Consider the following 26,152-nt stretch of genomic DNA (forward strand, 5'->3'; position numbering starts at 1 on the left):
ATGATGATGGACTACTGGCAGCGGGTCTATCGCCGCAGCCGTCGACAGTATCAGCGTTTGAGCTGGCGGACCCTGCATCTGGACCCCTGGCTTTTGCTGGCACTGCTGACCATTGTCGCAGGCGGTCTGATCGTACTTTACAGCGCTGGCGGTGAATCCACCTATCTGGTGGAAGCTCAGGCGCTTCGCTTTGCTGCCGCGCTTTTGATCATGTTGCTGATCGCGCAGTTTTCACCACGCACCATGCAGCGCTTTGCGTGGTTTTTTTATGTCGTGGTCACCCTGATGCTGGTGGCAGTGGATGTGATTGGTACTCATGCCATGGGGGCACAGCGCTGGCTGACCATCCCCGGTGTCATTCGCTTTCAGCCCTCCGAGCTCATGAAGCTTGCCATGCCCATGACCATTGCCGCCTATCTGTCACGCAGGGTGTTGCCGCCCGGATGGCTGGATCTTCTTGTCTGCCTGTTGCTGATGGGAATTCCGGTTGGGCTGATTGCCAATCAACCCGATCTGGGCACCTCCATGCTGGTGACGGCTTCGGCGGTATTCGTGATACTGCTGGCAGGCCTGTCCTGGCGCTTTATTGCCGTCTGCGTCGGGCTGGGGGTCGCGGCCATGCCGCTTTTGTGGTTCAACATGCATCAGTACCAGCGTCAGCGAGTACTGACCTTTCTGAACCCGGAAAGTGATCCGCTGGGCACAGGCTGGAACATCATCCAGTCCAAGACGGCGATCGGTTCAGGCGGTATCCATGGCAAGGGCTGGATGCAGGGGACACAGTCGCAGCTTGAGTTTTTGCCCGAGCGGCATACCGATTTCATTGTGGCCGTGCTTGCCGAGGAGTTCGGGCTGATCGGCATGGCCGTGCTGATGAGCTGTTATCTGCTGTTGATATGGCGTGGCCTTTATATGGCCAGTCAGGCACATGACACTTTTGGCCGCTTGCTGGGTGGCAGTCTGGTGCTGACCTTTTTCGTTTATGTGTTCGTCAACGTGGGTATGGTCAGCGGTGTTCTGCCGGTGGTGGGTGTGCCGTTGCCGTTGATCAGCTATGGCGGTACTGCCAGCGTGACCCTGATGGCCGGCTTCGGTATGCTGATGGCCGTTTTTACCCACCACAAGACCACGCCACGCTAGAGAGAGTCGGGATGAAGCTGGATCGATGTCATTCAGGTAGAAAATGGCGCTGGGCCATGGCAATGCTGTTGGCGGTATCGCCGCTGGTGAACGCCGCGGGCGAGTATGATCCGGCCACCAGCGAACAGGCGCGTGCCATGGTCGACAGGCTGGTCGATGCAGGACTTGATCGTCGAGAGCTGACCACCACACTCGCGCAGGCCAGTCGTCAGCAAAAGATCATCGATGCGATTTCAAAACCCGCCGAGCGCCATCTGCGCTGGGACCAGTATCGCGACATCTTTATCAAGCCCGAGCGCGTGGCTGGCGGGGTGGATTTCATTCGTGCCCACCGTGATGCCATGGCGCGCGCCGAGCAGGAATATGGTGTGCCGCGTGAAATCATTGCCGCCATCATTGGCGTCGAAACCTGGTATGGACGCCACACCGGCAGCTATCGCGTCGTTGATGCCCTGACCACGCTGGCTTTTGACTATCCGCCTCGCAGCGATTTCTTTGGTCGTGAGCTTGAGGCCTTTCTGACCCTGACCAGTGAGCAGGGACTTGATCCGCTGGAGCTCAAGGGCTCCTACGCCGGCGCCATGGGGCTGCCGCAGTTCATGCCCAGCAGCTATCAGGCCTATGCCGTTGATTTCAATAATGATGGCATCAAGGATCTCTGGAAGGAGCCTGTCGATGCCATCGGCAGTGTGGCCAACTACTTCGCCGAGCATGGCTGGCGTTCGGGCCAGCCGCTGACGGTGGCTGCGCATCTGAGCGCGTCGCAAAAGCCCGAAAGTGTCGAGTTCAATCAGGCAAAACCGCCCTATGCGCGGGTCGGTACGCTAAAAGAGCAGGGCATTGTTGCCGACATCGCCATTCCCGAGGATGAAGAGGTCATTCCGCTGGCGCTCGATTACGCCGATGGGCACGACGATTATCTGTTTGGCCTGCATAACTTCTATGTGATTACGCGCTATAACCATAGCCATCTCTACGCCATGGCCGTGACGACGCTGGCCGAACAGATTCAGGCCGCACTGCAGCGGGAGGATTAGGGTGTCGCCCGGAGAAGATGCGTTGTCTGGTGGCTTCTGGCGGCCGGTTGTGCTGCTGATGATGATAACGCTGGTGGCGGGCTGTGCCAGCGGTGGCGGTGGTTCGGGCGGGCGTTATGCCATGTCCCGGGACGCCTATCCCGATCGTCATGTTGATGTGTCTCAGGTGCCTGATGCTGTTCCACGGGTCGAGCCCCTGTCGCGCAGCGGCAATCAGTCCAGCTACCAGGTGCTGGGCAAACGCTATCACGTTCTCTCGTCGAGCGAAGGCTATAGCCAGACAGGGCGGGCCTCTTTTTACGGTCAAAAATTTCAGGGCTACGATACCGCCAATGGTGAGCAGTACGATATGTATGCCATGTCGGCAGCGCACCGCTCCCTGCCGCTGCCTACCTTTGCACGCGTCACCAATCTGGATAATGACCGCTCCGTGATTGTTCGCGTTAATGATCGTGGCCCGTTTCATGATGATCGTTTGATTGATCTCTCCTATGCAGCGGCGTCTCGCCTGGATATGCTCGGCGCTGGCACTGCCAGAGTGCGGGTCACTGCCATAAACCCGCAGAAGTGGCAGGCACAACACAACAATGATCAGCAGGTAGCCACCCGGTCAGGGCGTACTGAAGACTCTCCGGGAGCTTCAAGAGCCCATGACACTGCTCAGCAAGGCGCTGGTACATCCCCGGAACAGGAGATCGCACCCGTGACGAGCAGTAATGATCAGGGAGGCGCTGTCTATCTGCAGGTGGCGGCCCTTGGATCGGATGAGCATGCTCGGGCGCTCAGGGACAAGCTCGAAGCGCGTCTTTCCAGGCCGGTTCGGGTAACACGACATGCCGCCATGCATCGGGTACAGGTGGGCCCACTTGACGATCCGATCATGGTGGAATCAGTCAGGTCCGAACTGCATGAAGCAGGTTATGACCAGGTACATCGGGTAGCTGGTACGGACTGAATACAAGCAAACAGAGAAAGGCAATATGATCCTTTTTGCAGTAAACGTACGCCGTTGGCGCCACCTTGTCGCGTTCTCCTCACTGGCGCTGACACTGACCGCTGCCCCTGCAATGGCATCCGATGGGCCGTCACCTTCAAGCTTTGTTCCTTCGCCGCCCGGGCTTGCAGCCACGTCGTGGGTATTGATGGATGCCAAGTCCGGCCGTGTACTGGTTGAGCATGATGGCAACGAGCGTGTTCCGCCGGCCAGCCTGACCAAAATGATGTCAGCCTATATTGCTGAAAGCGAGATCGAAAGCGGCAACATGTCTCCCACTGATGAAGTTCGCATCAGCAAGGAAGCCTGGCAGACCGGTGGCTCGCGCATGTTCGTCAAGGTCAACAGCCATGTGCCGGTGCAGGCACTGATGCAGGGTATCGTGGTGCAGTCCGGCAATGATGCCACGGTGGCCATGGCCGAACATATTGCCGGCAGCCAGTCATCGTTTGCAGACCTCATGAATGAGCATGCACGTCAGATGGGACTGCAGAATACGCACTTCATGAACCCGACCGGTCTGCCGGACCCGGAGCACTACTCCTCGGCGTATGACATGGCCGTGATTGCACGCCATATCATCAATGATTTCCCTGACCATTATTCGCTTTATGCCGAGAAATACTTTACCTGGAACGGCATCAAGCAGCCCAATCGTAATCTGCTGCTGTGGCGTGACAAGACGGTCGATGGTCTGAAAACCGGTCATACCGAAGAGGCAGGCTACTGCCTGGTCGCCTCGGCCCAGCAAAGCGACACGCGTCTGATCGCCGCCGTCATGGGTACCAACTCTGAAGAAGCCCGCTCTCAGGAAACCCAGAAGCTTCTGAGCTACGGCTTTCGCTATTTCCAGACCCAGAAGGTGTATGACGCCGGGCAGGAGCTTACGCGCGCGCGTGTCTGGGGCGGGACCCAGGATGAGGGCAGCTTCGGTGTAGCCAATGATGTTTACCTGACGGCTTCCAGACAAAACGATGCTGGACTTTCCAACCGGATCAATATCAACGGTGATCTGCAGGCGCCCATTCAGGCCGGCCAGCAGTATGGTACCGTTCAGATCGTGCAAAATGATGAAGTCATCGATGAGCAGCCGCTGGTCGCGCTCGAAAGCATCGAGCAGGGCGGTCTGTTCAAGCGTCTCTGGGATGGCCTTTTGAAGTTTGTTCAGGGACTTTTCTAAGTGATCTGAAGCAGGACAGGTCCATGACCATGAAGGGGCGATTCGGCTGACGAATCGCCCCTTTTTAAGTAACATGGTGGGCAATCGGGCGAACGTTCAGCCTGCAATGCTCAAGAGGTTTATCATGTCCAGGCCGTCATCCAAAAAGCCTGCCGCTATCCTGTCGTCACCCGTTGACAGCAACAAGACGCCGGAGGCGCCAAAGATCGAGTTTCCCTGCGATTACGCCATCAAGATCGTGGGCAACAACGATGTCGATTTTGATCGTGACATGCTCGATATCGTGGAAGATTTTTCTCCGGAACTTGATCGTTCCCGGGTGACCCATCGCGATAGCCGCAATGGCAAGTATCGCTCCTTGCATGTCACCATTTACGCCACCGGCGAAAAGCAGCTCAATGATCTTTTTCTGGCACTCAAGGCTACTGGCCGTGTCCAGATGGTGCTGTGATATCCCTGCCGGCTGGTGAACGCCTTGTGTCTTCCCTGAGGTAGCGCTGATGAGTGACACACACCTGGATGATCGGCAGGCATCTGCCTGCACATCCCGAAATGATCAGCCCATTGCCGTGTATCGTCTGGGTACCCGGGACTACACGACAACATGGGAGGCCATGCGTCGCTTCACCGATGAACGTGACAGCACAACGCCGGATCAGATCTGGCTGGTAGAACATTTCCCCGTTTTTACCCAGGGGCGTGCCGGCAAGCCCGAACATCTGCTCAATCCTGGCAATATTCCGCTGGTACACAGTGACCGGGGCGGGCAGGTCACCTATCATGGGCCCGGCCAGCTGATCATGTATCCCCTGATTGATGTCAAAAGGCGAGGCATTGGGGTACGTGCCATGGTAGAGGCCCTTGAAAATGCCGTGATCAATACGCTGCGTGAGCACGATATCGATGCCCGCTCGCGAACGGATGCGCCGGGTGTCTATGTCAATGATGCCAAGATTGCCTCGCTGGGCCTGCGTATCCGCCGGGGCAGCAGCTTTCACGGTATCGCCTTCAATATCGATATGGATCTTTCTCCCTTTGACCATATCAATCCCTGCGGTTATGCAGGGCTTAGAATGACCCAGCTTCGCGATCTGCTGTCGCAACCGCCGAACATGGCGCGTGAAGCACAAGGATTGCTCGGAGCCTTTGCCGCCGAACTTGGCAACCCCGAGCTTCAGGAGATGGTGAGCGCACCCGGGGTGCTGACCCACATTTCTCGAGTAACAGGATCAAACTGATGACCGAGACAACTGCTACCACCCCCAAACATCGGGCTGAAAAAGGTGTCAAACTTCGCGGTGCCGACAAGGTCGCGCGCATTCCGGTAAAGGTCATTCCGACCGAGACCCTGCCGACCAAGCCGAGCTGGCTCAAGGTGCGCATGCCGATCTCGAAAGAGGTCACGCGTATCAAGGAAACGTTGCGTCGGCACAAGCTTGTCACGGTATGCGAAGAGGCGTCCTGCCCCAATCTTGGCGAATGCTTCAACGGCGGTACAGCCACCTTCATGATCATGGGAGATATCTGCACGCGTCGCTGTCCGTTCTGTGACGTCGCCCATGGCAGGCCCAATGCACTCAATGAAGATGAGCCGCGTGAACTTGCCGAAGCCATTGCCGAGATGCGTCTGAAGTATGTGGTTATCACCTCCGTGGATCGTGATGATCTGCGTGATGGCGGTGCACAGCACTTCAATAACTGCATCGAAGAGATCAGAAAGCGCAGTCCGGATCTCGAAATCGAGGTGCTGGTACCCGATTTTCGCGGTCGTATGGACAAGGCGATCGATATCATGCGTCAGGAACCGCCGGATGTGTTCAATCACAACCTTGAGACGGTGCCCTCGCTGTATCGTCGTGTTCGACCAGGCGCGGACTATCAGTGGTCGCTTGATCTTCTCAAGCGCTACAAGGAAGTCCGCCCGGAAGTATTGACCAAGTCCGGGCTGATGCTTGGCGTAGGTGAAACCGACGACGAGGTGGTCGAGGTCATGCGTGATCTTCGCGCCCACAATGTCGACATGCTCACCCTTGGCCAGTACATGCAACCCTCACGCAATCACCTGCCGGTGGATCGCTGGGTGCATCCCGACACTTTTGCCTGGTTTGCCGAGAAGGGACGCGAGCTGGGCTTCAAGCATGTCGCATCAGGTCCGCTGGTACGTTCAAGCTATCATGCTGACAAACAGGCGCATGGTGAAAAGGTGTCCTGAGACTCAAAAGGCAAAAGGGCAGGTTTCCCCTGTAGGTCATATCTGTCACGCCCGGTACTGCCGGGCGTTGTCGTATCTGCTGGATGTACATTGCATTTGAGCGTCTGAAACTATTATTTGATGTAACGGTCAGTAATCGTAACGATTGTTCAGTGGAGGGTGCCATGCTGCTCAAGACACGCAAGCGTCACCATATTGGTGAAAACGAGGTTACCTCGGAGTCGGTCTATCATGCGCGACGCCACTTCATGGCAGGCGTGGCAGGCCTGGGCATGGCCGCGGCTCTGCCGCGCGGGGCTTGGGCGGCCTCGCACTATGATGACGTCGAAAAGGGGGCGCGTCCCGAGTGGTTTGCCTCCCGTCTTGAGAAGGCAAAGTGGGAAGCAGTGACGGCGGGGGACAGCGATAAGCTCACGCCCTTTAACGACGCCTCGCACTACAACAATTTTTTCGAATTCGGTACCAGCAAGGATGACCCCTACAAGCGCGCCGGCGCCATGACCACCGAGCCCTGGACCATCGAGATTGATGGCGAGGTGGCCAGACCCGGAACGCTAAATGTAGATCAGCTGCTGGGCGAGCATCAGCTTGAAGAGCGCATCTATCGGCTGCGCTGCGTCGAGGCCTGGTCGATGGTCATTCCCTGGCTGGGTGTGCCGCTGTCAGCCATCCTCAAGCGTGCCGAGCCAACCAGCGATGCGAAATTCGTGCGTTTTCAGACTCTGATGCGCCCTGAGGAAATGCCCGGTCAGCGTTCCCGTTTTGGTTTGATTGATTGGCCCTATCAGGAAGGGCTGCGCATGGATGAAGCCATGCATCCACTGACGCTTTTGAGCGTGGGCATGTATGGTCGAGTACTGCCCAACCAGAACGGCGCCCCCGTGCGGCTGGTGGTTCCCTGGAAGTATGGCTTCAAGAGCATCAAGTCAATCGTTCGTATTTCGCTGGTCAAGGAGCAGCCCTCAACGGCCTGGCCCACCATCAATGCCAATGAATATGGCTTTTACTCCAACGTAAATCCTGAGGTAGATCACCCACGCTGGAGTCAGGCGCGTGAGCGGCGACTGCCCAACAGCCTGTTCAGTACCAACATGATTGATACACAAATGTTCAACGGCTACGGGGAAGAAGTGGCGTCACTCTACAAGGGCATGGACCTGCGGAAGTATTTTTGATGCGATTCTGGCGATGTGGCATTTTCGTGGCAGCGTTGTTGCCCTTTCTCTGGTGGGCCTGGCAGGTGGCAGCGGGGCAGGCCGGCCCCGAGCCCGGACAGTATCTGCTGCTCAATTTCGGCCAGTGCGCGCTGATTCTGTTGCTTTTGACGTTGAGCCTGACTCCGCTCATGAAGCTGACCCGCTGGAAGGGGTTCGCCGTGATTCGTCGCCAGCTGGGGCTTTGGACCTTCAGCTATGGCGTGCTGCATCTGACGAGTTATCTGCTGTTCATACTGGGGCTTGATTTTTCGGCGCTGGGAGAGGATTTACAGCGTCGGCCTTACATCATTGTCGGATTTGCGGCACTTTTGATGCTGCTGGCGCTGGCGGTTACCTCCAATCGCTATTCCATGAAGCGACTGGGCAAACGCTGGAAGTTTCTGCACCGAATTGTCTATATCGCCCTGGCACTGGTGCTGCTGCACTTTTTCTGGGTTGTGCGTGCCGACATGACACAGTGGAGTGGCTACGCCTTTGTCGGCGTCATATTGATGCTGCTTCGAATTCCCGTCATCTCACGGGCACTCGGCAGGGTTCGCCCGCGCCGTGGCCGTATCTCCGACACGCAGCATTGATCCTGAAAAAACGCCGGCCATGAGGCCGGCGTTTTTGATGCAGTCCAAATCAGTCCTGTGGCATCGCGGTCAGTACCAGCTTGCCGATGGTATGGCCCTCTTCCAGCATCTGGTGCGCGCGGGTGAGGTTCTCGACACTCAGAGGCCCGACAATTTCACCCAGTGTACTGCGCAGGCGACCTTCGTCCAGCAGGCGCGCCATGGTGGCCAGCGCCGCACCCTGTTGTTCACGCTGCACGTCATGCAGGGGGCGGGCAAACATGAACTCCCAGTGGAAGCTGGCCGCCTTGCCCTGTAGTGCGTTGAGATCCACTTGCGTTTTGGTCTCGGCGATCGCCACGATCTCGCCCAGCGGCTTGATCAGGGAGACCATGTTGTCCCAGTGAACACCGATGTCGTGACAGTTGAAGATATAATCAACCGTTTCAATGCCCAGACCATCAAGCTCATTGACCAGATCATGATGGTCCACCACGTCATGGGCGCCCATCTCACGGCACCACTGCACGGATTGCTCTCGTGAGGCCGTGGCAATCACGTGAATATTGGTTAACTGACGCGCCAATTGAATGGCGATCGAGCCCACACCGCCGGCGCCGTTGATGATCAAAAGCGTCTGATCAGCGTGATCACTGGTGTCCTGTGCCAGACGCAGCTTGTCAAACAGCGCCTCCCATGCGGTCAGTGCCGTCAGCGGCATGGCTGCAATTTCCTCGATATCAAGCGTCTGAGGGGCGCGTGCCACCAGACGAGAATCGATCAGCTGGTACTGGGCATTACAGCCGGGGCGGCTGACTTCACCCGAGTAATAAATGCGCTCACCAATGTCCAGATCGCTGACGTTATCACCCAGGGCTTCCACGATGCCCGTAGCGTCCCAGCCCAGAATGGTGGGTTCTTTGATCTCGCCCAGCGCACCGGCGCGAACCTTGGTATCTACCGGGTTGACCGAAATGGCCTCAATGCGTACCAGCACGTCTTCCTTGCCGGGGGAAGGGCGCTCGATGTCGATTTCTTCAAAAGCGTCGGGCGCGTTGATGTCGCTGGCACCGCGCGTGGCAATGGCTTTCATGACCTCTCCCTGAGTTAACGAACGCATGCTCATGCGTCATCCACTAGAATATCAGCCATCAATCTGGACCATGATGACAGCCGATGCCAATCGCTGTGCTTGTGGTAACACGGCGTGACAGAAAGCAGGAGAGGCGTGGCATGACGCATGACTGGTTAGTCTTTGCAAAAGAACTCAGATCCATCGCCCAGACCGGGCAGACCTACACCACCAACAAGTATGAAATGGAGCGCTATCAACAGCTGGAAAAACTGACCAACCAGATGTTTGCCGTCCTCGGTGATGTACCCATCGAACGGATCGAAAATCTGATTATCCCTGATCGGGGATATGCCACGCCCAAGGTGGACGTGCGTGGTGCGGTCTTTGATGACAGTGGTCGTGTGCTGCTGGTGCGCGAAATAAAGGACGGGCTCTGGACGCTTCCCGGTGGCTGGGCCGATGTCAATGAAAGTCCCGGTGCCAACGTGCTCAAGGAGATCCTCGAGGAATCCGGGCACCGGGCGAGCCAGCCGCGTCTGGCCATGCTCAAGGATCGCAGCCTTCATCCCTATGCCTACTATTCACCGGATCATATCTACAAGCTTTTTTATGTCTGTACCCATGAGGGCGGTGAATTCGTGCCCAACAATGAGACGGATGCGGCAGCGTTTTTCGATCTGGACGATCTGCCCCCGCTGTCGGAAGGGCGAACGCTGCCCATCGATATTCATGAATGCTGGGCCTTTGCCGCCTCTAGCGCCACAGGGGTCTACAGCGACTGATGGTCATTGCCGGCATCGATCGACTGCTGCATGCCGACTGGAGCCTGTCGCCTTCAAAGCGATGGTACGCCCAGGCCCGGCGCATCGATGGTCAGTGGCTGGTCAGTGATGCTGCCCGTATTGAGCATGTCTACCGCTGGCGTGACAACGTACTGATGTCGTCGGATCACGGTACAACGCTTGCCGGGTTCGACTTTCCGATTGGTGTGCCCGCGCAGTGGGCCGCACGGGCTGGTGTCACGGATTTCAGAGCGTGGCTGGCAATGCTGGATACGCCGCGGTGGCAGCAATTTTTTGACACGGCATCTACACCGGAAGAGATCTCGCTGACGCGCCCCTTTTATCCGCAACATGCCACAAGGGGCGTGAGCCAGTCGGATCTGACGCAGGCGCTTGACGTTGAGGACTTTGACGCGCTGCGTCGAGGCTGTGAGCGCGACATGCCCGGGCGCAAGCCCTGTCCGCTTTTCTGGACGCTGGGCGCCAATCAGGTTGGCAAGGCTGCCCAGACGGGCTGGTGTGAGGTAATCCTGCCGGCGCTTGATCAGGGGGTGGCGCTCTGGCCCTTCGATGGCGCGCTCGAAGACCTTGCGCAAACGCATCACTGCATTCTGTGTGAGACCTGGCCAACACTTGCCGCCAGGCTGATGAGAGCTGGCTTTTCAGGGCGTCAGAGCAAGCGTCGTCAGACAGACCGGCTTGATGCCTGTCGTCACCTGCTGGAAAGCGATCTGCCGGTGACGTGGGAGGTATCCGCAAAGGCATCGCTCGAATCAGGGTTCGGTGAGCGTGCCGACGGTGAAGATGCCTTTGACGCCATGCTGGGACTTTTGATGATGATTGCAATCGTTGAAGGGAAACTGCCGGTTTCTTCAGTCCTGTCCTGCGAAGAGCGTTATCTTGAGGGCTGGATACTGGGACTCTGTCGAGACGCCACCGCCGTCCAATAGATTTTGAACGGGCGCCTAAACATGAAAGGCCTTCGAATGAAGGCCTTTTTTGAGGCTGTAGGAACGCTCTGAAAGGGCGAAGACGATCAGCCGATGTGTTCGCCGACCTGCACGATTTTCATGGCGTTGGTACCCCCCTGGGCGCTGACGTGGTCACCACGGGTGAGGATGACATAGTCGCCCGGGTTGGCCAGCGCGCGCTTTTCAAGCTCGGCCACGGCACGCTGATTGACCTCGGCGTTGGGCATGTTGTCGGTGTTGAACTCGATGGCAAAGACACCGCGATAAAGTGCCATGCGACGCAGCGTGCGCGGATGCGACGACAGGGCCACGATGGGCAGGCCGGAGCGAATGCGCGAGGCGATCAGCGGGGTGTAGCCGGTCTCGGTCAGGCAGGCAATGGCAGCCACACCCTCAAGATGATTGGCCGCATACATGGCAGACAGCGCCACGGTTTCATCGATGCGATGAAACTCATCGGCCATGCGGTGCTTGGATTCCTGGGCGGCACGTTCGCGCTCGGCACCCATGCAGCAGCGATCCATTGCTTCAATGGTTTCTACCGGGAAGCTGCCGGCGGCCGTTTCGGCCGACAGCATGACAGCGTCGGTACCATCAAGTACGGCATTGGCGACGTCAAAGACCTCGGCGCGCGTGGGCAGCGGGGATTCGATCATCGATTCCATCATCTGCGTGGCCGTGATGACGGCACGATTGAGCGTGCGCGCGCGGGCAATCATGCGCTTTTGTACACCGATAAGCTGGGCATCACCGATTTCGACACCCAGATCACCACGCGCCACCATGACGGCGTCAGAGGCAATGATGATCTCATCAAGCGTGGCTTCATTGGCTACCGCTTCGGCACGCTCGACCTTGGCCACCAGGGCAATGTTTTTGCCGGCCTCGCCGAGCAGATCACGCGCCAGCTCCATGTCGGCACCGGAACGGGGGAAGGATACCGCAAGGAAATCGACTTCCAGCTCGATCGCGGTTTTCATGTCCTCGCGATCCTTGTCGGTCAATGCCGCCGCCGACAGACCGCCACCCTGTTTGTTAATGCCCTTGTTATTGGAGAGCTTGCCCCCCACCTTTACAGTGCATTCAATCCGCCCGCCATCGACACGTTTGACTTCCAGTACGACGCGACCGTCATCAAGCAGCAGCACATCGCCGCCTTCAACGTCATCGGCGAGTTCCTTGTAGTCACAGCCGACCTGGTGCTGGTCGCCTTCATCGCGGCCCAGGTTGATATCAAGAGCAAAGTCCTGACCATTTTCAAGCTCGACCGAGCCGTTGGCGAAACGGGCAATACGAATTTTAGGGCCCTGAAGGTCGCCGAGAATAGCCACATTACGCTGCTGGTTTTTAGCCGCTTCACGCACGGCAACCACACGGCGACGATGGTCTTCGGCGCTGCCGTGGGAGAAGTTGATTCGAACGACATCAACGCCCGCGTGCACCATGGCATCGAGGACACCCTCCTTGTCACTGGCAGGACCAAGGGTGGCAACAATCTTGGTGCGGCGAATCGGACCGGCGGTCGCTTTCGTCATGAAGCATTCTCCTGATGCGGTGTCTGAATGTATTCACTATACCTTCTTCACCCCTTTGGGTGCGACGGCTACGCGCCAAAGTCTTGATGACTCCCGCGAGAATGTCGAGGCATTCGACGTGTCCTGAAGCGTCGATGTGCTCACGAAGATGGCAGATCATTGTCGTGCACCGTTTTTTATCCGGTGGCGCCATGGATAAGGCCAGGGTAGGGTAGTCGCATTTTCAGGGTGTCTGAAGCTGTCCCGATCACGGGACACTCACACATGCTGGCTTTTCTGACATGACAGTGCCGGCAGGACCGGCAGAAGAGACGGAGATCTATGGGCAAGTCACTGGTGATCGTCGAGTCGCCGGCCAAGGCCAAGACCATCAACAAGTACCTCGGCAACGATTTCATCGTGAAATCGAGCGTGGGTCATATTCGTGATCTGCCGACCAGTGGTAGTGGCAAGAATGCCACTGACCCTTCCGAGCGTGCGCGCCAGGCCGCTGCCACACGCAAGATGTCTGCCGAGGAAAAGGCAGTCTATAAAAAGCGCAAGAGCCATGATCAGCTGATCCGCCGTATGGGCGTTGATCCTGAAAATGGCTGGCAGGCGCATTATGAGATCCTGCCGGGCAAGGAAAAGGTCGTCGATGAGCTCAAAAAGCTCGCCGAAAAGGCAGACGCCGTCTATCTCGCCACCGACCTTGACCGCGAAGGGGAGGCCATTGCGTGGCACCTGCGCGAAACCATTGGTGGGGATGCGTCACGCTATCGCCGTGTGGTGTTCAACGAGATCACCAAAAATGCCATTGCCCAGGCGTTTGAAACGCCCGGCGAGCTCAAGCTGGATCGTGTTCATGCCCAGCAGGCTCGACGTTTTCTGGATCGTGTGGTGGGCTTCATGGTATCGCCGCTGCTCTGGAACAAGGTGGCACGCGGACTATCGGCAGGGCGTGTTCAATCCGTGGCCGTGCGTCTGATTGTCGAGCGTGAGCGTGAAATTCGCGCCTTTACGCCGGAAGAGTTCTGGGATGTTCATGCAGATCTTGAGGCCCACAGTGGTGATAGCGTCCGCTTTGAAGTGGCACGCCATGCCGGTCAGGCGTTCCGGCCTGTCAGTGAGGCACAGACAACGTCGCTGATTGCGCCGCTTGAAAAGGCCGAGTACGTCATTACCGGACGTGAGGATCGCCCGACCTCCAGCAAGCCCGGCGCGCCCTTTATTACGTCTACCCTGCAGCAGGCCGCCAGTGGTCGTCTGGGCTTTTCGGTCAAAAAGACCATGACCCTGGCGCAGCGCCTGTATGAAGCAGGCTTTATTACCTATATGCGTACCGATTCGACCAACCTGTCGGCCGATGCCATCAGCATGGCCCGGGACTATATCGAATCGGAAATGGGCAGCAACTACCTGCCCGATGCGCCCAACGTCTATTCCAGCAAGGCGGGCGCGCAGGAGGCACACGAGGCCATCAGGCCCACGGATGTGCGTCGTACGGCAACTGATCTCAATGGCATGGAGCGTGACGCCGAGCGTCTTTATGAGCTGATCTGGCGTCAGTTCCTGGCCTGCCAGATGGTGCCGGCGCAGTATTTGTCGACCACGCTGAGCATTGAAGTGGAAAACTTCGAGCTGCGTGCGAAAGGGCGTGTATTGCGCTTTGATGGTTACACCCGGGTGCTCAAGCCTTCCTCCAGAAAGGAAGAGGATCAGCAGCTGCCTGACCTGGGCAAGGGCGAGAGACTTTCGCTCAAGGCACTTGATCCGCGGCAGCATTTCACCAAGCCGACCGCACGCTACACCGAGGCCAGTCTCGTCAAGGAGCTTGAGAAGCGTGGTATTGGCAGGCCTTCGACCTATGCCGCCATCATCTCCACGATCCAGGAGCGAGGCTATGCCAAGCTTGATAGTCGCCGCTTTTACGCCGAGAAGCTCGGTGAAATCGTAACCGACAGGCTGGTAGAGTCCTTTCATGACCTGCTGGATTATGGTTTTACGGCACGCATGGAAGATGAGCTCGACCATGTAGCCGATGGCGATCGTGACTGGCGGGATCTGCTCAACAGTTTCTACGGCGATTTCCGCGCCCGGCTTGATCATGCCGAGGGCGAAGAGGGCATGCGGCCCAATCAGCCCATCGAGACCGACATTCGGTGTCCGACCTGTGACCGGGCGATGCAGATCCGCATTGCCTCAACCGGTGTCTTTCTGGGCTGTTCAGGCTACAACCTGCCGCCCAAGGAGCGTTGCAAGACCACCATCGATCTTTTGCCGGGCGATGAGGCGGTACCGGCCGATGCCGATGACAATGCCGAAACCGATGCCCTGCGCGCCAAGCGCCGTAATCCGAATACGGGCACGGCCATGGACAGCTATCTCATCGACGAGACGCGCAAGATCCATATCAGCAACGACGATGATGGCTACTACGAAATTGAAGAAGGTCACTTTCGTATCAAGGGCTATGAAGGTCCGACCATCGAATGTGACAAGTGCGGCTCAGAGATGCAGCTTCGTACAGGCCGATTCGGCAAATATTTCGCCTGTACCAATGACGACTGCAAAAATACGCGCAAGCTGCTGAAAAGCGGTGAACCTGCGCCACCCAAGATGGATCCGATCCCGATGCCGGAGCTGGCCTGTCAGAAGGTGGACGACCATTACGTGCTGCGTGATGGCGCCAGCGGACTTTTCCTGGCCGCCAGTCAGTTTCCCAAAAATCGTGAAACACGACCGCCGCTGGTCAGTGAGATCAAAGGGCATGATGAGGCGCTGCCCGAAAAGTATCATTTTCTTTTAAAGGCACCCGAGCAGGACCCGGATGGCCACCCGGCGCAGATCAGGTTCTCTCGCAAGACCAAAAGCCAGTACGTGCTGACCGAGGCGGACGGCAAGGCAACCGGCTGGAAGGCACTGTGGGACGGTGCGCGCTGGCAGGTTGAAGACAATCGAAAGGTTGCTGGTGCCAAAAAGGGCGGCAAGGCAGGGCAGCAGGCCTCATGAGTCATCAGGGTCGAACCAATCAGCTGCTGTATCAGGCCATGCTGCTGCTCGATCAGCCGGCAGGTAATGATGAGCACGCCGATGCGCGGCATCGGGCGCTCGAGGAAGGCGCGCTTTCAATGCTTGAAATGGCGCTTGAAAGTGTGATCAGGGAAATTGCGCATACCTGTCGGTGGCCCCAGGCACACTGGCGTACGGTGCTTGAGCAGCCGCCGGCGCCTGTTGCGGAAATTGAACTGCTGCGGGGGCTTATGGCCCAGCCGGAAAGCTGGCTTGCCAGATTATTGCATCTGCTTGATCGCCTTCATGATGAAAGTGGTGCTGCGCAGCTGCAGCGCCATGACAACATGATTGCGTCCAGTGGGCATGAGGCACTTGCCCAGCAATTGGCCAGGTGTCTTGATGATTTCAGGGCATTGCTCCCAAGACTTCGTGAAACCAGTTATGAATGGTAATTTCTTGTATTTGATAAACGTGACATCGCCATTAAAGGGCCTTAACATTGCTTTAATGTTCTTCGCTGATTGGATCGGTGAGGTGGCCCATGACTGAAGCTGCTGTATTTGAAATCGTTGAGCTTGAGGATGGGCAGTTTGTGCTGCGCGCTGCTGACAGCGATGAAGAACACGAGCCGCTGGTCAGCATTCGTTTTTCATCCCAGACGCTTGAGCTGCTGCGCCATCATCGCTTTGATGTCGCCCGCGAGATGCTTGATCATCTAATCTCCCGCTCCGTGCTGGCAGAAGAAGATGATGCCATCGATGCCCTCAGTCCTGCCGCCATTCATTGATCCACCTTTTTGATCTGATCGATACCTGTCCATGGGCAGGTATCATCGTTTCAGGTCTTCGGGCCTGAAAAATCCGGAATCAATGTGTTATGTCAGAGACCCCGCAGGGCGATTTTGACTTCTGGTGGCAGGCACCGGGAGAGTGGGTAGAGCCTCCCAATGAGCGCAAGGGTGGCCTCAGCGGTGTGCGCTTTATCAGGCCCGACCCACAAGGGCCTTCCTTCTATGTGAAGATTCAGCACGGCCATTTATTTCATAGCCTGCGCTATCCATTTGGCCAGCCCACCACGGTACGTGAGTGGCAGGCCCTCAAGCGATGCCAGAGGCTGGGTGTCAGTGCACCTCCCCCTGTCTTTTTCAAGGCCAGAAAAGGCGAGCAGGGATGGCAGGCCGTCATGGTGACCAGGGCGCTACTGGGGTATCAAAGCCTGCAGGCCATGCTAATGGCGGATCAGCTTGAGCAGATGCAGCGCACGGCAATATTCGAGGCACTGGCGAATAACCTGATCAGACTGCACCGCAGCCGCTACAAGCATGGGCATCTGTATCCCAAGGAAGTACTGGTTCGAATCGATGACGATGGCCAGGCAAGTACGGCGCTTGTAGATCTTGAGAAGTGCCAGCGACGTCCATCGGCGCGTCTGGCCGCCATGCGGGATCTCACACGCCTTTTTGGCGATGCGCGTCCAATGGGAATGCGTGATGAGGAGTGCCATCTGATGATGGACATTTATCAGCGCTCGGGAATTGCCCTGGACAGGGCGCGGCTCATGTTGCCACGAGTGCGTTAGGTGCGCCCGGAGGCGCACCTTCATGCATTCAGTGCTTACAGGCCGTTGCCATCATCACCGCGTATGACACCAACACCCACACCTTCGATATCAAGACTCTGTCGGGTCAGATCAATCATGATGGGTTCAAAATCAGGGTTTTCGGCAATCAGGCTGACAATGCTGCCCTGGCGTTTAAAGCGCTTGACCGTGACGTCGTCTCCCAGACGGGCCACGACAATCTGGCCGTCGCGCGCATCATGTGTGCGATGAACGGCCAGCAGATCCCCATCAAGAATTCCGGCATCACGCATGGAAAGCCCGCGTACGCGAAGCAGATAATCAGCACCGGGATTGAAGAAATCGGCAGGCATCGGGCAGTAACGAGAGATATGTTCTGCTGCAAGAATGGGGCTGCCAGCGGCGACTTCTCCGATCACCGGCAGGCCGGCTGTCGCGCTTTCCTGCTCCTGACCGGAAATGCGAATGCCGCGGGAAGTGCCGGGGATCATTTCGATAACGCCCTTTTTACGCAGGGCACGCAGGTGCTCTTCGGCGGCATTGGGTGAGCGAAACCCCAGTGCGCCGGCAATTTCGGCACGCGTAGGCGGGTAGCCGAGTTCACTGATGGTCCTCGCAATGAAATCGAATACGGCCTGTTGGCGTGCGGTCAACGGTCGTGTCATGTGCAGTGGCCATTGTTGATGTATACAGTATGTGATTGTATCCAGTCATCAGGCCAATGCAAGCATTTGGAGGCTGGCGTGAGTACACGGGTCAAGTGGCAATGGTGATATCATCAAATGCTGGCCTGTACGTTTTATTTTCATGACAGAGAACTGATATTTTCCATGGTGCCATCCGATACCGTGACCCGAATCCTTGATGCGGCCGAAGTTCTGTTTGCCGAGCATGGCTTTTCCGAAACTTCCCTGCGTCGGATCACCGGCCGAGCCGAGGTCAACCTTGCTGCTGTCAATTACCACTTTGGCTCCAAGCAGGCGCTGATTCAGGCTGTTTTCTTCAGATACCTGGATCCGTTCAGTGCAGATCTCAATGCGCGCCTTGATGCGCTCGAGACCCATGAGGCGGGGCCAGCGGATCTTGAAGGACTTCTCGATACGCTATTTGCCAGTGTGCTGGAGATGCCTTCTGAAAGTCATGATCTGAGAACGTTCATGAAGCTTCTGGGGCTTGCCTACTCACAGACACAGCGTCATCTTCGTGACGAGCTCGGAAAGCGTTATGGCAATATCTTTTCACGGTTTTTGAAACTGCTCAGGCAGGCCACGCCGGAACTGGCCGATGATGAACGCTTCTGGCGACTGCATTTCATGCTGGGGTCGGTCATCTTTACCCTTTCCGGGCTCAATACGCTGCGCGATATTGCAGAGCATGACTATCATCAGCGCATTACGATTCGAGAACTGGCTCAGCGGTTGAAGCCGGTTGCCCTGCATGCCCTGCGCGCACCTGTTACCGATATCGGGTCGGCGTCTGTGCCGGGTTATCACTCGGATGTTGATGTGACTCACCACGCCAGAACAGGAACGCATTCATGATCGATTCTCAAGCCCCAGCCTTCGGAGGGGCTCTCATGTGCGATGTCCAGGGCATGCGCCTGAGTGACGAAGAGCGTGACTGGCTATTACATCCTGCCGTGGGCGGTATCATTCTCTTTGCGCGCAACGTTGAATCACCCGACCAGATGCGTCGTTTATGTGACGACATTCGCCGGTGTCGCCCCAATATCGTGATCGGCATCGATCAGGAGGGCGGGCGTGTCCAGCGTCTTCGCCATGGCGTGACAGCACTGCCGCCCATGGCATGTCTTGGCCGGTATTATCGGGACGCTCCGGATAATGCCCTGACGCTCGCTCGTGACACTGGCTGGCTACTGGCCATGGAAATGGCGGCCTGCGGGGCGGATTTTTCCTTTGCGCCGGTGCTGGATCTGGATGATGACCGTTGCCCGGCCATCGGCAATCGTGCCTTTTCTGATGACCCGCAACATGTGGTTGCACTGGCCGGGGCCTTTATCCAGGGATTTGAGGATGCCGGCATGGCCAGTGTCGGCAAGCACTTTCCGGGCCATGGGGGTGTCACGCTCGATTCCCATCTCGTGATGCCTGAAGATACCCGCACACTTGAGGCGCTTGAAGCGCATGATCTGATTCCCTTCAGGTCACTGTCTGACAGATTGACCGGGATCATGCCGGCTCACGTACGTTTTACGAACATCGACGACCGACCCGCAGGTTTTTCACGCCGCTGGCTGGATTATCTGCGTCAGAATATCGGCTTTGAGGGCGTCATTATTTCCGATGATCTCTCCATGGAAGGGGCGGCCATGGCGGGTGGGCCTGGCGAGCGTGTCATGGCAGCACTTGATGCCGGTTGTGATCTTGGTCTTTTATGCAACGATGCCCAGGCAGCCGCGCTTGCCCGCCAAACGCTTGAGCAGCACACCATGCATGAGGAAACGCGCCAGCGCCTGGCAACGCTTCACTTTAAAGGCGAACGCATGACGCTTGAAGCTCTGAGGGCATTGCCAAGATGGCAGAAAACCGCCGAGGACCTGGCAGCACTTGACTGACCTCCTGCCAGCCTTGCAAAGGGTGTTGTGTTGATCTGTGGGATCCTGTCTGGACTTTCTGACGTTGAGTCACTTGAGCCCGGCCGCGATTCCCGGCAGGATAGCGCCCCTTTCAAATCCCGTGCCACCGCCGTGCGTACCTCGCAGCGATATGAGCGGCGCAAGGCCTCCTTCGATACCGATCCAGACAGTGAGTCAGATGGCGATAACTGAAAAGCACGATGATCATCTCGAGATAGCCCAGTATCACAATGACATGAAGGTCTTGATGGAAGAGGCGGACTGCCTGATCGATCTGCCTGCTGTCGAAAAGGCACTGGATGACATGGCCGAGCAATTGACGCGTACGCTTTCCGATCGGCTGCCGGTCTTTTACTGCGTCATGAATGGCGGGTTGATCGCGACCGGCCATCTGCTGACAAGACTGGGGTTCCCGCTGGAGGTCGATTATCTTCATGCGACGCGCTATCGCGGTGGCCTGCGCGGCGGTGAACTGTTCTGGCGGGTTTCACCCGAGATCCCGATGGCAGGGCGCCATGTGGTCATTGTTGACGATATTCTGGATGAGGGAGCCACGCTTGCTGCCATTCTTGAATATTGCCACCAGGCGGGCGCAGCAAGTGTCTCATCGGCGGTGCTGGTCGAAAAAATGCATGACCGCAAGGCAGTCCCGGATCTCAAGGCAGACTACTGTGGCCTGGAGGTCGAGGATCGTTACGTATTCGGCTTCGGCATGGACTACAAGGGCTACTGGCGCAATGCGCCAGGCATCTTTGCCCCACGTGGACTCTGACCAATAGCCTGTCATCTGCTGCTCATCAGCGAGCCTGATGGGCAGCAGATGACAGGGCAGAGCATCATATGTATCCGAGCGATAATGAACCGGCCATCATGGCCGGTTCATTGCATTGTGCCCCGTAATATCTCCTCTTAGGCAGCCCTTGTTTTCTGGTTGAACCGATCAAGCAGCGCCTCGATGGCAGCAAAGCGTGCCTCGGCGGTTTCCATGGGTTGTTCAAATCGCAGCATGTCAGCGCCATCAAGGCGGTACTGGCTGGGTGCTTTCTGCATCATCTGTACCAGCGTCATGGGTTCAACCGAGGTTTCCGCGCTGAACTGTATGCGACCGCGGCTATCGCCTGCCTCCAGACGTGTAATGCCCAGTTGTTCGGCACGCAGGCGCAGGCTGGCCTGACGGAAGAGGTATTTGACGGATTCCGGAAGTAGCCCGAAGCGGTCAATCATCTCGACCTGCAGCTCTCGCAGTTCACCATCGTTTCTGGCATTGCTGATCCGCTTGTACATGATCAGGCGCTGCTGAACGTCATGCATGTACTCCTCGGGGATCAGCGCCGGCAGGCCCAGGTTGATATCGACGCCTTCCGACATGGGCGCTTCAATGTTGGGCGTCTTGCCGCTTCGGATGGCATTTACGGCGCGGTCGAGCATTTCCATGTAAAGGCTGTAGCCAATGGTCTCGATCTGACCACTTTGCTCTTCACCCAGCAGCTCGCCGGCACCACGAATCTCCAGATCATGGCTGGCAAGGGTAAAACCGGCACCCAGATCTTCGGCCTGTGTAATGGCCTCAAGGCGCTTGGTCGCATCCGAGGTGATCTGTTTGGGCGGCGGCGTGAGCAGGTAGGCGTAGGCCTGGTGATGCGAGCGGCCCACGCGGCCACGCAGCTGATGCAGTTGCGCAAGACCGAACTTGTCGGCACGCTCGATAATGATGGTATTGGCACTGGGGACATCGATGCCGGTTTCAATGATGGTGGAGCACACCAGTACATTGAAACGCTTGTGATAGAAGTCCGACATGGCGCGCTCGAGTGCGCGTTCGGCCATTTGTCCATGGGCAACCCCCACACGTGCATCGGGCACCAGCTCACGGACCTTCTCGGCCGTAGCCTCGATCGATTTGACTTCGTTGTGCAGATAGTAGACCTGACCGCCACGCAGCAGTTCGCGCAACACGGCCTCCTTGAGGACGGCCTGGTTGCGCTGCTGCACGAAGGTCTTGACCGAAAGCCTGCGAGCAGGCGGCGTGGCAATGATCGAAAGGTCGCGCATGCCGCTCATGGCCATGGAAAGCGTACGCGGGATCGGCGTGGCCGTCAGTGTCAGGATGTCGACCTCGGCACGCAGCGTCTTGAGCTTTTCCTTTTGATGCACGCCAAAGCGATGTTCTTCATCAATGATGACCAGCCCCAAGTTGGCAAACTCAAGCTCCTTGCCCAGAAGCTTGTGCGTGCCAATGACGATATCAATACGCCCATCACCGAGCCGCTCGAGCGTCTGTGATTGCAGCTTGCCACCCTGAAAGCGTGACAGGATATCGATATTGATGGCCGAGTCGGCGAAACGGTCGCGGAAGTTGTCAAAGTGCTGCTGTGCCAGCAGTGTCGTGGGCACCAGCACCGCCACCTGCCGGCCGGACTGCACGGCCAGAAAGGCGGCCCGCATGGCCACTTCCGTCTTGCCAAAGCCGACATCACCGCAGATAACACGATCCATTGGCTGGGGCGAGGTCATGTCATGGATCACCGCGTCTATCGCCATGCGCTGATCGGGCGTTTCTTCGAAGGGGAAAGTGGCAGCAAAGCGGGCGTATTCCGGACCCGGCGGTTCGCAGGCAAAGCCTTCGCGCGCTTCACGCCTGGCATAGACATCCAGCAGTTCGGCGGCCGTATCCCGGACTTTTTCTGCCGCCTTGCGGCGCGCCTTTTCCCACTGATCACTGCCCAGCTTGTGCAGCGGCGCGCTTTCATCGCTGGCGCCAGCATAGCGCGAAATCAGGTGCAGACTATCCACGGGAACATACAAGCGTGCGCCGCCGGAATATTCGAGCGTCAGAAACTCGGCCGGCATGCCACCAGCGTGCAGGGTTTCAAGTCCCAGATAACGGCCTACGCCATGGGCCTTGTGAACGACCGGCGCGCCTTCCCTGAGCTCGGAGAGATGACGTATGGCCAGCTCGTTATCGTCCGTGGCACGACTGCGGCGCCGGCTCTGGCGCACGATCTCACCATGCAGCTCGGTCTCGGTCAGGACCAGAATTTTTTCACTTTCAAGCCACAGCCCGCGCTCAAGCCCGCCTTCAACCAGCGCATGAGGCTGCGTGGCATCGAGAAAGCTCTGCCAGCTGTCGGTATCACCCAGGGACAGGTTCAAGGGGGCCAGCGTCTCGTGCAACGCTTCCTGCCTGCCTCGAGACTCTGCCACGAACAGCACGCGTAGATCGCTGTGGGTGTTTAGAAACTGCTCCAGCGCCGCCAGTGGTTTGGGCGCCCGGCCATCGATGGCAATGTCGGGCAGCGCTGTACCGTCGACCGGTGTGCCTTCATCATCCGTGCGCCACTGCAAGCGTGGATAACGGTTGATATGGCCGAAGAGTTCTGCCACGGGCACGAAGGCTCTGGTGGGTGGCAGCAGCGGGCGGGTAGGATCAACGCCCAGATTTTCATAGCGTCCCGTAATGGACTGCCAGTGACTTTCAGCGGCCTCGTAGCTGCCCGGTAGCAGCGCGCAGCGCAGCCTGTCACCAATATGGTCAAAAAGCGTTGAAGTTTGCTCAAAAAAGAGCGGCAGATACTGCTCAAGACCCGGGGATGGAATGCCCTGCAGGGCATCCAGATAAAGCGGGCAGTGGCGTGGGTCAACATCAAAAAGTGTTTCGAAGCCTTCACGAAAGCGCGCAATGGCGTCCTGGGTCAACGGGTATTCATGGGCCGGCAGTAGTTCGACACGGTTGATACGTTCACTTGAACGCTGCGTATCCGGATCAAAATGGCGCAGCGTATCAACCTCATCATCAAAAAGATCAATACGCAGCGGCTGCTCGCTGCCAACCGGATAAAGATCGATCAATGCACCACGAAAGGCATATTCGCCCGGCTCATAAACGGTCTCGACGGCGCGATAGCCGGCCCGATGAAGCTGTTCGCGAAAATGCTGGCGGTCCAGCGACATGCCTGTTTCAAGGTGCAGCGCCTGAACGGCAACATAATCGGTAGGTGGCAGGCGCTGCATGAGGGTATTGATAGGCGCCAGTATGATGCTTTGATACTGGTGCTGCAGCTGACGAAGGGTGCGAAGCCGCTCCGACACAATATCCTGATGCGGTGAGAAGCTGTCATAGGGCAGCGTTTCCCAGTCCGGAAAGACCAGAACTTCCTGATCGCTGAAAAAGCGCAGTGACGCCGCCATACGCTGTGCGGCCGCCGAGTCCGGCGTAATCACGAGCAAAGGGGTGTTTTCTGCACTGGCCAGATGGGCCATGGCAAGTGCATCAGCGCTGCCCTCGGGCAGTCGCCAGCGTGTGTTTTCCCGGGCAGGGGCAAGCGCAGGAGGCGCAAGGGGGCTAATGGTGTGGCTATGCGATGGCATGGTTCACTTCAATCGATGGGCACAGGGACAAAATGCGGACAGTATCGTCGAAATGGAAGCGCTTTGCGTTGACACCTGTCTCCTTCAACAATTGCAGATCCCGCAACCATACATGATCACGCCGGTCAGGCGCGCCCATGTGGCGCTTTTCAATACTGACAAAAGGCAAAAAGCTGACGGCTGCGCGGGAGCATTGTCAACACATGCTTTGGTGTAGTCAGGCTACATATTTGCGACTACGCAACCATTGTGGGGAAGCTTCACTCTTTCGATAATGCCGCCACCTTAAGATTGCAGCTGCCGAGAGAGTGCCCACGATACCAACATGGATATCACATAAAACAAGGGCAGGCGCTGCAGGTTTTCGATCACTGCAAGGAAACCTGACGTGAGTATGGAAAAAGAAGAAACGTGTCTGCAGCAGTGGCAGGCACAGGAAGCCCTGGCCGAGGAGATGATCCCGCTATTGGGTCGTCTCTATCGGACCTGTCAGGTCGTACCACTGATGTATGGCCGTTCCATGGTCAATCAGTCGGTCATTCAGTTATTGAAACATCATCGCTATGCCCGACATGCTGAAAACGTCGAGCTGGAGGTTAGCGACACCTTCGCCCTGATCAAGCGATTGATCGAGCTTGAGCCCGGCCCCGCCCATATCGATATTGGCAAGCTCGCCGTAGCGTACAAGCGCAGTGGCGAGCACGATGTGATGGGCTTTTTAAGAAAGTCCCTTGAGCCGATCGTGGGTCAGCAGGGCAAGGGGGCAGGGGCGGCTTCGCGGGATGTGGTGCTTTATGGTTTCGGTCGCATCGGTCGACTGCTGGCCAGACTGCTTATTGAGCGAACCGGCAGCGGGCGTACGCTGAGATTGCGTGGTGTGGTGGTGCGCGGCGACAGCTCTGATCTGGAAAAGCGCGCCAGTCTGTTACGTCGCGACTCCATTCACGGGCCCTTCCCCGGCACGCTGACACTGGATCATGATAACGACGCCATCATTGCCAACGGCAATTATATCCAGTTTATACGCGCTGAATCACCCGACAGCATTGATTACACCGCCTATGGTATCGACAACGCCATCGTGGTGGACAACACTGGCAAGTGGCGTGATCGGGAAGGGCTATCGAAACACTTGTCCGCAAAGGGGGTAGCACGAGTGCTGCTCACAGCGCCGGGCAAGGGCGATATCAAGAATATCGTTTATGGCATTAATGAGCATGAGGCTGGTGAGGACGAACAGATCCTCTCAGCGGCATCGTGCACCACCAATGCCATTGTGCCGGTTCTGAAATGTCTTTCGGATCGTTACGGCATTGAGCGCGGTCATGTGGAAACGGTACATGCCTACACCAATGACCAGAATCTGACCGATAACTATCACAAGGCAGAGCGTCGTGGACGCAGCGCTCCCATGAACATGGTGCTGACCGAAACGGGCGCGGCAAAGGCAGTCGCTCGCGCGTTGCCGGAGCTTTCCGGCAAGCTGACCGGCAACGCCATCCGGGTGCCCATCCCCAATGTCTCCATGGCGATCCTGAATCTGACACTGGAAAAGGCCTGTGACAGGGAATCCCTGAACGGCTATCTTCGCGAAATGTCGATTGATTCGAAACTGCGCAGGCAGATCGATTTCGTCGATTCACCGGAAGTCGTGTCATCGGACTTTGTAGGTAACCGTCATGGTGGCATTGTTGATGGCAAGGCCACGATCGTCGACGGCAGAAATATCGTGCTGTACGTGTGGTACGACAATGAGTTTGGCTACAGTGCTCAGGTGATTCGGCTGGTGCAGCATATGGCGCATGCGCGTCTTCCTTCTTTCCCTTCGCCAAACTGAAGTCAGCTCCTGCTCTCCTGGACTTTGGTCCAGGAGAGACCCTTTCCCCGTGTGAATCCCCTGTAACTCATGTGGTTTTTCA

At 57.3% G+C, this 26,152-nt stretch carries 23 protein-coding genes; 19 read left to right on the top strand and 4 right to left on the bottom strand.

Annotation, left to right across the window (positions count from 1 at the left end; all coding sequences use genetic code 11):
* The first annotated feature begins 3 nt into the window (after positions 1-3).
* The 9 genes from rodA (at position 4) to msrQ (ending at position 8,355) form a co-directional block, all read left to right on the top strand.
* The gene (rodA, locus tag IE123_RS04010) at positions 4-1,140 is read left to right on the top strand and encodes a rod shape-determining protein RodA (RefSeq protein WP_189515906.1); all 1,137 of its coding nucleotides are present in this window, start codon (positions 4-6) and stop codon (positions 1,138-1,140) included.
* A gap of 56 nt (positions 1,141-1,196) precedes the next feature.
* Complete coding sequence (gene mltB / locus IE123_RS04015) at positions 1,197-2,177, top strand: lytic murein transglycosylase B (protein WP_229819578.1); 981 nt, start codon at positions 1,197-1,199, stop codon at positions 2,175-2,177.
* Between the two features lies 1 nt (position 2,178).
* A complete protein-coding gene (locus IE123_RS04020) occupies positions 2,179-3,132 on the top strand; it encodes a septal ring lytic transglycosylase RlpA family protein (RefSeq protein ID WP_229819579.1) in 954 nt (317 codons plus the stop codon).
* 25 nt (positions 3,133-3,157) lie between these two features.
* Positions 3,158-4,351: a D-alanyl-D-alanine carboxypeptidase family protein gene (locus tag IE123_RS04025; protein WP_189515294.1), complete on the top strand. Its 1,194-nt coding sequence runs from the start codon at positions 3,158-3,160 to the stop codon at positions 4,349-4,351.
* A gap of 124 nt (positions 4,352-4,475) precedes the next feature.
* On the top strand, positions 4,476-4,802 hold the full coding sequence (locus tag IE123_RS04030; protein WP_189515296.1) for an HP0495 family protein: 327 nt from the start codon (positions 4,476-4,478) through the stop codon (positions 4,800-4,802).
* A gap of 49 nt (positions 4,803-4,851) precedes the next feature.
* The gene (gene lipB / locus IE123_RS04035) at positions 4,852-5,589 is read left to right on the top strand and encodes a lipoyl(octanoyl) transferase LipB (protein ID WP_189515298.1); all 738 of its coding nucleotides are present in this window, start codon (positions 4,852-4,854) and stop codon (positions 5,587-5,589) included.
* Positions 5,589-6,563, top strand: a complete 975-nt coding sequence (lipA, locus tag IE123_RS04040; protein WP_189515300.1) for a lipoyl synthase — start codon at positions 5,589-5,591, stop codon at positions 6,561-6,563. Before lipB ends, lipA begins: the two co-directional genes overlap by 1 nt.
* 164 nt (positions 6,564-6,727) lie before the next feature.
* Positions 6,728-7,738, top strand: a complete 1,011-nt coding sequence (gene msrP, locus IE123_RS04045; protein ID WP_189515302.1) for a protein-methionine-sulfoxide reductase catalytic subunit MsrP — start codon at positions 6,728-6,730, stop codon at positions 7,736-7,738.
* A complete protein-coding gene (gene msrQ, locus IE123_RS04050; RefSeq protein WP_189515304.1) occupies positions 7,738-8,355 on the top strand; it encodes a protein-methionine-sulfoxide reductase heme-binding subunit MsrQ in 618 nt (205 codons plus the stop codon). Before msrP ends, msrQ begins: the two co-directional genes overlap by 1 nt.
* Positions 8,356-8,404: 49 nt before the next feature.
* On the opposite strand, the gene IE123_RS04055 is transcribed toward msrQ, so the two are convergent.
* On the bottom strand, positions 8,405-9,427 hold the full coding sequence (locus IE123_RS04055; RefSeq protein ID WP_189515306.1) for a zinc-binding alcohol dehydrogenase family protein: 1,023 nt from the start codon (positions 9,425-9,427) through the stop codon (positions 8,405-8,407).
* A 140-nt stretch (positions 9,428-9,567) separates the two neighbouring features.
* Here IE123_RS04055 and IE123_RS04060 point away from each other — a divergent pair, with 140 nt between their 5' ends.
* A complete protein-coding gene (locus tag IE123_RS04060) occupies positions 9,568-10,191 on the top strand; it encodes an NUDIX hydrolase (RefSeq protein WP_189515308.1) in 624 nt (207 codons plus the stop codon).
* Positions 10,191-11,141, top strand: coding sequence for a DUF429 domain-containing protein (locus tag IE123_RS04065; protein WP_189515310.1), 951 nt, complete (start codon positions 10,191-10,193; stop codon positions 11,139-11,141). Before IE123_RS04060 ends, IE123_RS04065 begins: the two co-directional genes overlap by 1 nt.
* Before the next feature lie 86 nt (positions 11,142-11,227).
* On the opposite strand, the gene pyk is transcribed toward IE123_RS04065, so the two are convergent.
* A complete protein-coding gene (pyk, locus tag IE123_RS04070; protein ID WP_189515312.1) occupies positions 11,228-12,697 on the bottom strand; it encodes a pyruvate kinase in 1,470 nt (489 codons plus the stop codon).
* 321 nt (positions 12,698-13,018) lie between these two features.
* On the opposite strand from pyk, the gene topA reads away from it, so the two are divergent.
* The 4 genes from topA (at position 13,019) to IE123_RS04090 (ending at position 17,269) form a co-directional block, all read left to right on the top strand.
* Entirely contained in the window at positions 13,019-15,688 is a 2,670-nt protein-coding gene (topA, locus tag IE123_RS04075) for a type I DNA topoisomerase (protein WP_189515314.1), read from the top strand.
* Positions 15,685-16,143 (top strand): DUF6586 family protein, encoded by a 459-nt coding sequence (locus IE123_RS04080; protein WP_189515316.1) that lies wholly within the window; start codon positions 15,685-15,687, stop codon positions 16,141-16,143. Before topA ends, IE123_RS04080 begins: the two co-directional genes overlap by 4 nt.
* An 89-nt stretch (positions 16,144-16,232) precedes the next feature.
* Positions 16,233-16,478 carry a hypothetical protein gene (locus tag IE123_RS04085; protein WP_189515318.1) on the top strand — a complete coding sequence of 82 codons (246 nt, stop codon included), beginning with the start codon at positions 16,233-16,235 and terminating at the stop codon, positions 16,476-16,478.
* An 89-nt stretch (positions 16,479-16,567) separates the two neighbouring features.
* On the top strand, positions 16,568-17,269 hold the full coding sequence (locus IE123_RS04090; protein ID WP_189515319.1) for a lipopolysaccharide kinase InaA family protein: 702 nt from the start codon (positions 16,568-16,570) through the stop codon (positions 17,267-17,269).
* 35 nt (positions 17,270-17,304) lie between these two features.
* Here IE123_RS04090 and lexA read toward each other — a convergent pair whose 3' ends face one another.
* On the bottom strand, positions 17,305-17,934 hold the full coding sequence (gene lexA, locus IE123_RS04095) for a transcriptional repressor LexA (RefSeq protein WP_189515321.1): 630 nt from the start codon (positions 17,932-17,934) through the stop codon (positions 17,305-17,307).
* Positions 17,935-18,099: 165 nt separating this feature from the next.
* Here lexA and IE123_RS04100 point away from each other — a divergent pair, with 165 nt between their 5' ends.
* The 3 genes from IE123_RS04100 to IE123_RS04110 all read left to right on the top strand — a co-directional run bounded on the left by IE123_RS04100 (position 18,100) and on the right by IE123_RS04110 (position 20,637).
* The gene (locus tag IE123_RS04100) at positions 18,100-18,810 is read left to right on the top strand and encodes a TetR/AcrR family transcriptional regulator (RefSeq protein ID WP_189515322.1); all 711 of its coding nucleotides are present in this window, start codon (positions 18,100-18,102) and stop codon (positions 18,808-18,810) included.
* 35 nt (positions 18,811-18,845) lie between these two features.
* Entirely contained in the window at positions 18,846-19,844 is a 999-nt protein-coding gene (gene nagZ, locus IE123_RS04105; protein ID WP_229819580.1) for a beta-N-acetylhexosaminidase, read from the top strand.
* Between the two features lie 256 nt (positions 19,845-20,100).
* Positions 20,101-20,637 (top strand): hypoxanthine-guanine phosphoribosyltransferase, encoded by a 537-nt coding sequence (locus tag IE123_RS04110; protein WP_189515912.1) that lies wholly within the window; start codon positions 20,101-20,103, stop codon positions 20,635-20,637.
* A 137-nt stretch (positions 20,638-20,774) separates the two neighbouring features.
* On the opposite strand, the gene mfd is transcribed toward IE123_RS04110, so the two are convergent.
* A complete protein-coding gene (mfd, locus tag IE123_RS04115) occupies positions 20,775-24,233 on the bottom strand; it encodes a transcription-repair coupling factor (protein WP_189515324.1) in 3,459 nt (1,152 codons plus the stop codon).
* A gap of 388 nt (positions 24,234-24,621) precedes the next feature.
* On the opposite strand from mfd, the gene IE123_RS04120 reads away from it, so the two are divergent.
* A complete protein-coding gene (locus IE123_RS04120) occupies positions 24,622-26,070 on the top strand; it encodes a glyceraldehyde-3-phosphate dehydrogenase (RefSeq protein ID WP_189515325.1) in 1,449 nt (482 codons plus the stop codon).
* The last annotated feature ends 82 nt before the right edge of the window (positions 26,071-26,152 follow it).

The organism is Kushneria pakistanensis (assembly GCF_014652795.1).
Taxonomy (GTDB): domain Bacteria; phylum Pseudomonadota; class Gammaproteobacteria; order Pseudomonadales; family Halomonadaceae; genus Kushneria; species Kushneria pakistanensis.

Bases quoted from the DNA above. Each gene is read 5' to 3' on its own strand.
- rodA (WP_189515906.1), top strand. From the start codon at position 4: ATGATGGACTACTGGCAGCGGGTCTATCGCCGCAGCCGTCGACAGTAT.
- mltB (WP_229819578.1), top strand. From the start codon at position 1,197: ATGGCAATGCTGTTGGCGGTATCGCCGCTGGTGAACGCCGCGGGCGAG.
- IE123_RS04025 (WP_189515294.1), top strand. From the start codon at position 3,158: ATGATCCTTTTTGCAGTAAACGTACGCCGTTGGCGCCACCTTGTCGCG.
- IE123_RS04030 (WP_189515296.1), top strand. From the start codon at position 4,476: ATGTCCAGGCCGTCATCCAAAAAGCCTGCCGCTATCCTGTCGTCACCC.
- lipB (WP_189515298.1), top strand. From the start codon at position 4,852: ATGAGTGACACACACCTGGATGATCGGCAGGCATCTGCCTGCACATCC.
- lipA (WP_189515300.1), top strand. From the start codon at position 5,589: ATGACCGAGACAACTGCTACCACCCCCAAACATCGGGCTGAAAAAGGT.
- msrP (WP_189515302.1), top strand. From the start codon at position 6,728: ATGCTGCTCAAGACACGCAAGCGTCACCATATTGGTGAAAACGAGGTT.
- msrQ (WP_189515304.1), top strand. From the start codon at position 7,738: ATGCGATTCTGGCGATGTGGCATTTTCGTGGCAGCGTTGTTGCCCTTT.
- IE123_RS04055 (WP_189515306.1), bottom strand. From the start codon at position 9,427: ATGAAAGCCATTGCCACGCGCGGTGCCAGCGACATCAACGCGCCCGAC.
- IE123_RS04060 (WP_189515308.1), top strand. From the start codon at position 9,568: ATGACGCATGACTGGTTAGTCTTTGCAAAAGAACTCAGATCCATCGCC.
- IE123_RS04065 (WP_189515310.1), top strand. From the start codon at position 10,191: ATGGTCATTGCCGGCATCGATCGACTGCTGCATGCCGACTGGAGCCTG.
- pyk (WP_189515312.1), bottom strand. From the start codon at position 12,697: ATGACGAAAGCGACCGCCGGTCCGATTCGCCGCACCAAGATTGTTGCC.
- topA (WP_189515314.1), top strand. From the start codon at position 13,019: ATGGGCAAGTCACTGGTGATCGTCGAGTCGCCGGCCAAGGCCAAGACC.
- IE123_RS04080 (WP_189515316.1), top strand. From the start codon at position 15,685: ATGAGTCATCAGGGTCGAACCAATCAGCTGCTGTATCAGGCCATGCTG.
- IE123_RS04085 (WP_189515318.1), top strand. From the start codon at position 16,233: ATGACTGAAGCTGCTGTATTTGAAATCGTTGAGCTTGAGGATGGGCAG.
- IE123_RS04090 (WP_189515319.1), top strand. From the start codon at position 16,568: ATGTCAGAGACCCCGCAGGGCGATTTTGACTTCTGGTGGCAGGCACCG.
- lexA (WP_189515321.1), bottom strand. From the start codon at position 17,934: ATGACACGACCGTTGACCGCACGCCAACAGGCCGTATTCGATTTCATT.
- IE123_RS04100 (WP_189515322.1), top strand. From the start codon at position 18,100: ATGGTGCCATCCGATACCGTGACCCGAATCCTTGATGCGGCCGAAGTT.
- nagZ (WP_229819580.1), top strand. From the start codon at position 18,846: ATGTGCGATGTCCAGGGCATGCGCCTGAGTGACGAAGAGCGTGACTGG.
- IE123_RS04110 (WP_189515912.1), top strand. From the start codon at position 20,101: ATGAAGGTCTTGATGGAAGAGGCGGACTGCCTGATCGATCTGCCTGCT.
- mfd (WP_189515324.1), bottom strand. From the start codon at position 24,233: ATGCCATCGCATAGCCACACCATTAGCCCCCTTGCGCCTCCTGCGCTT.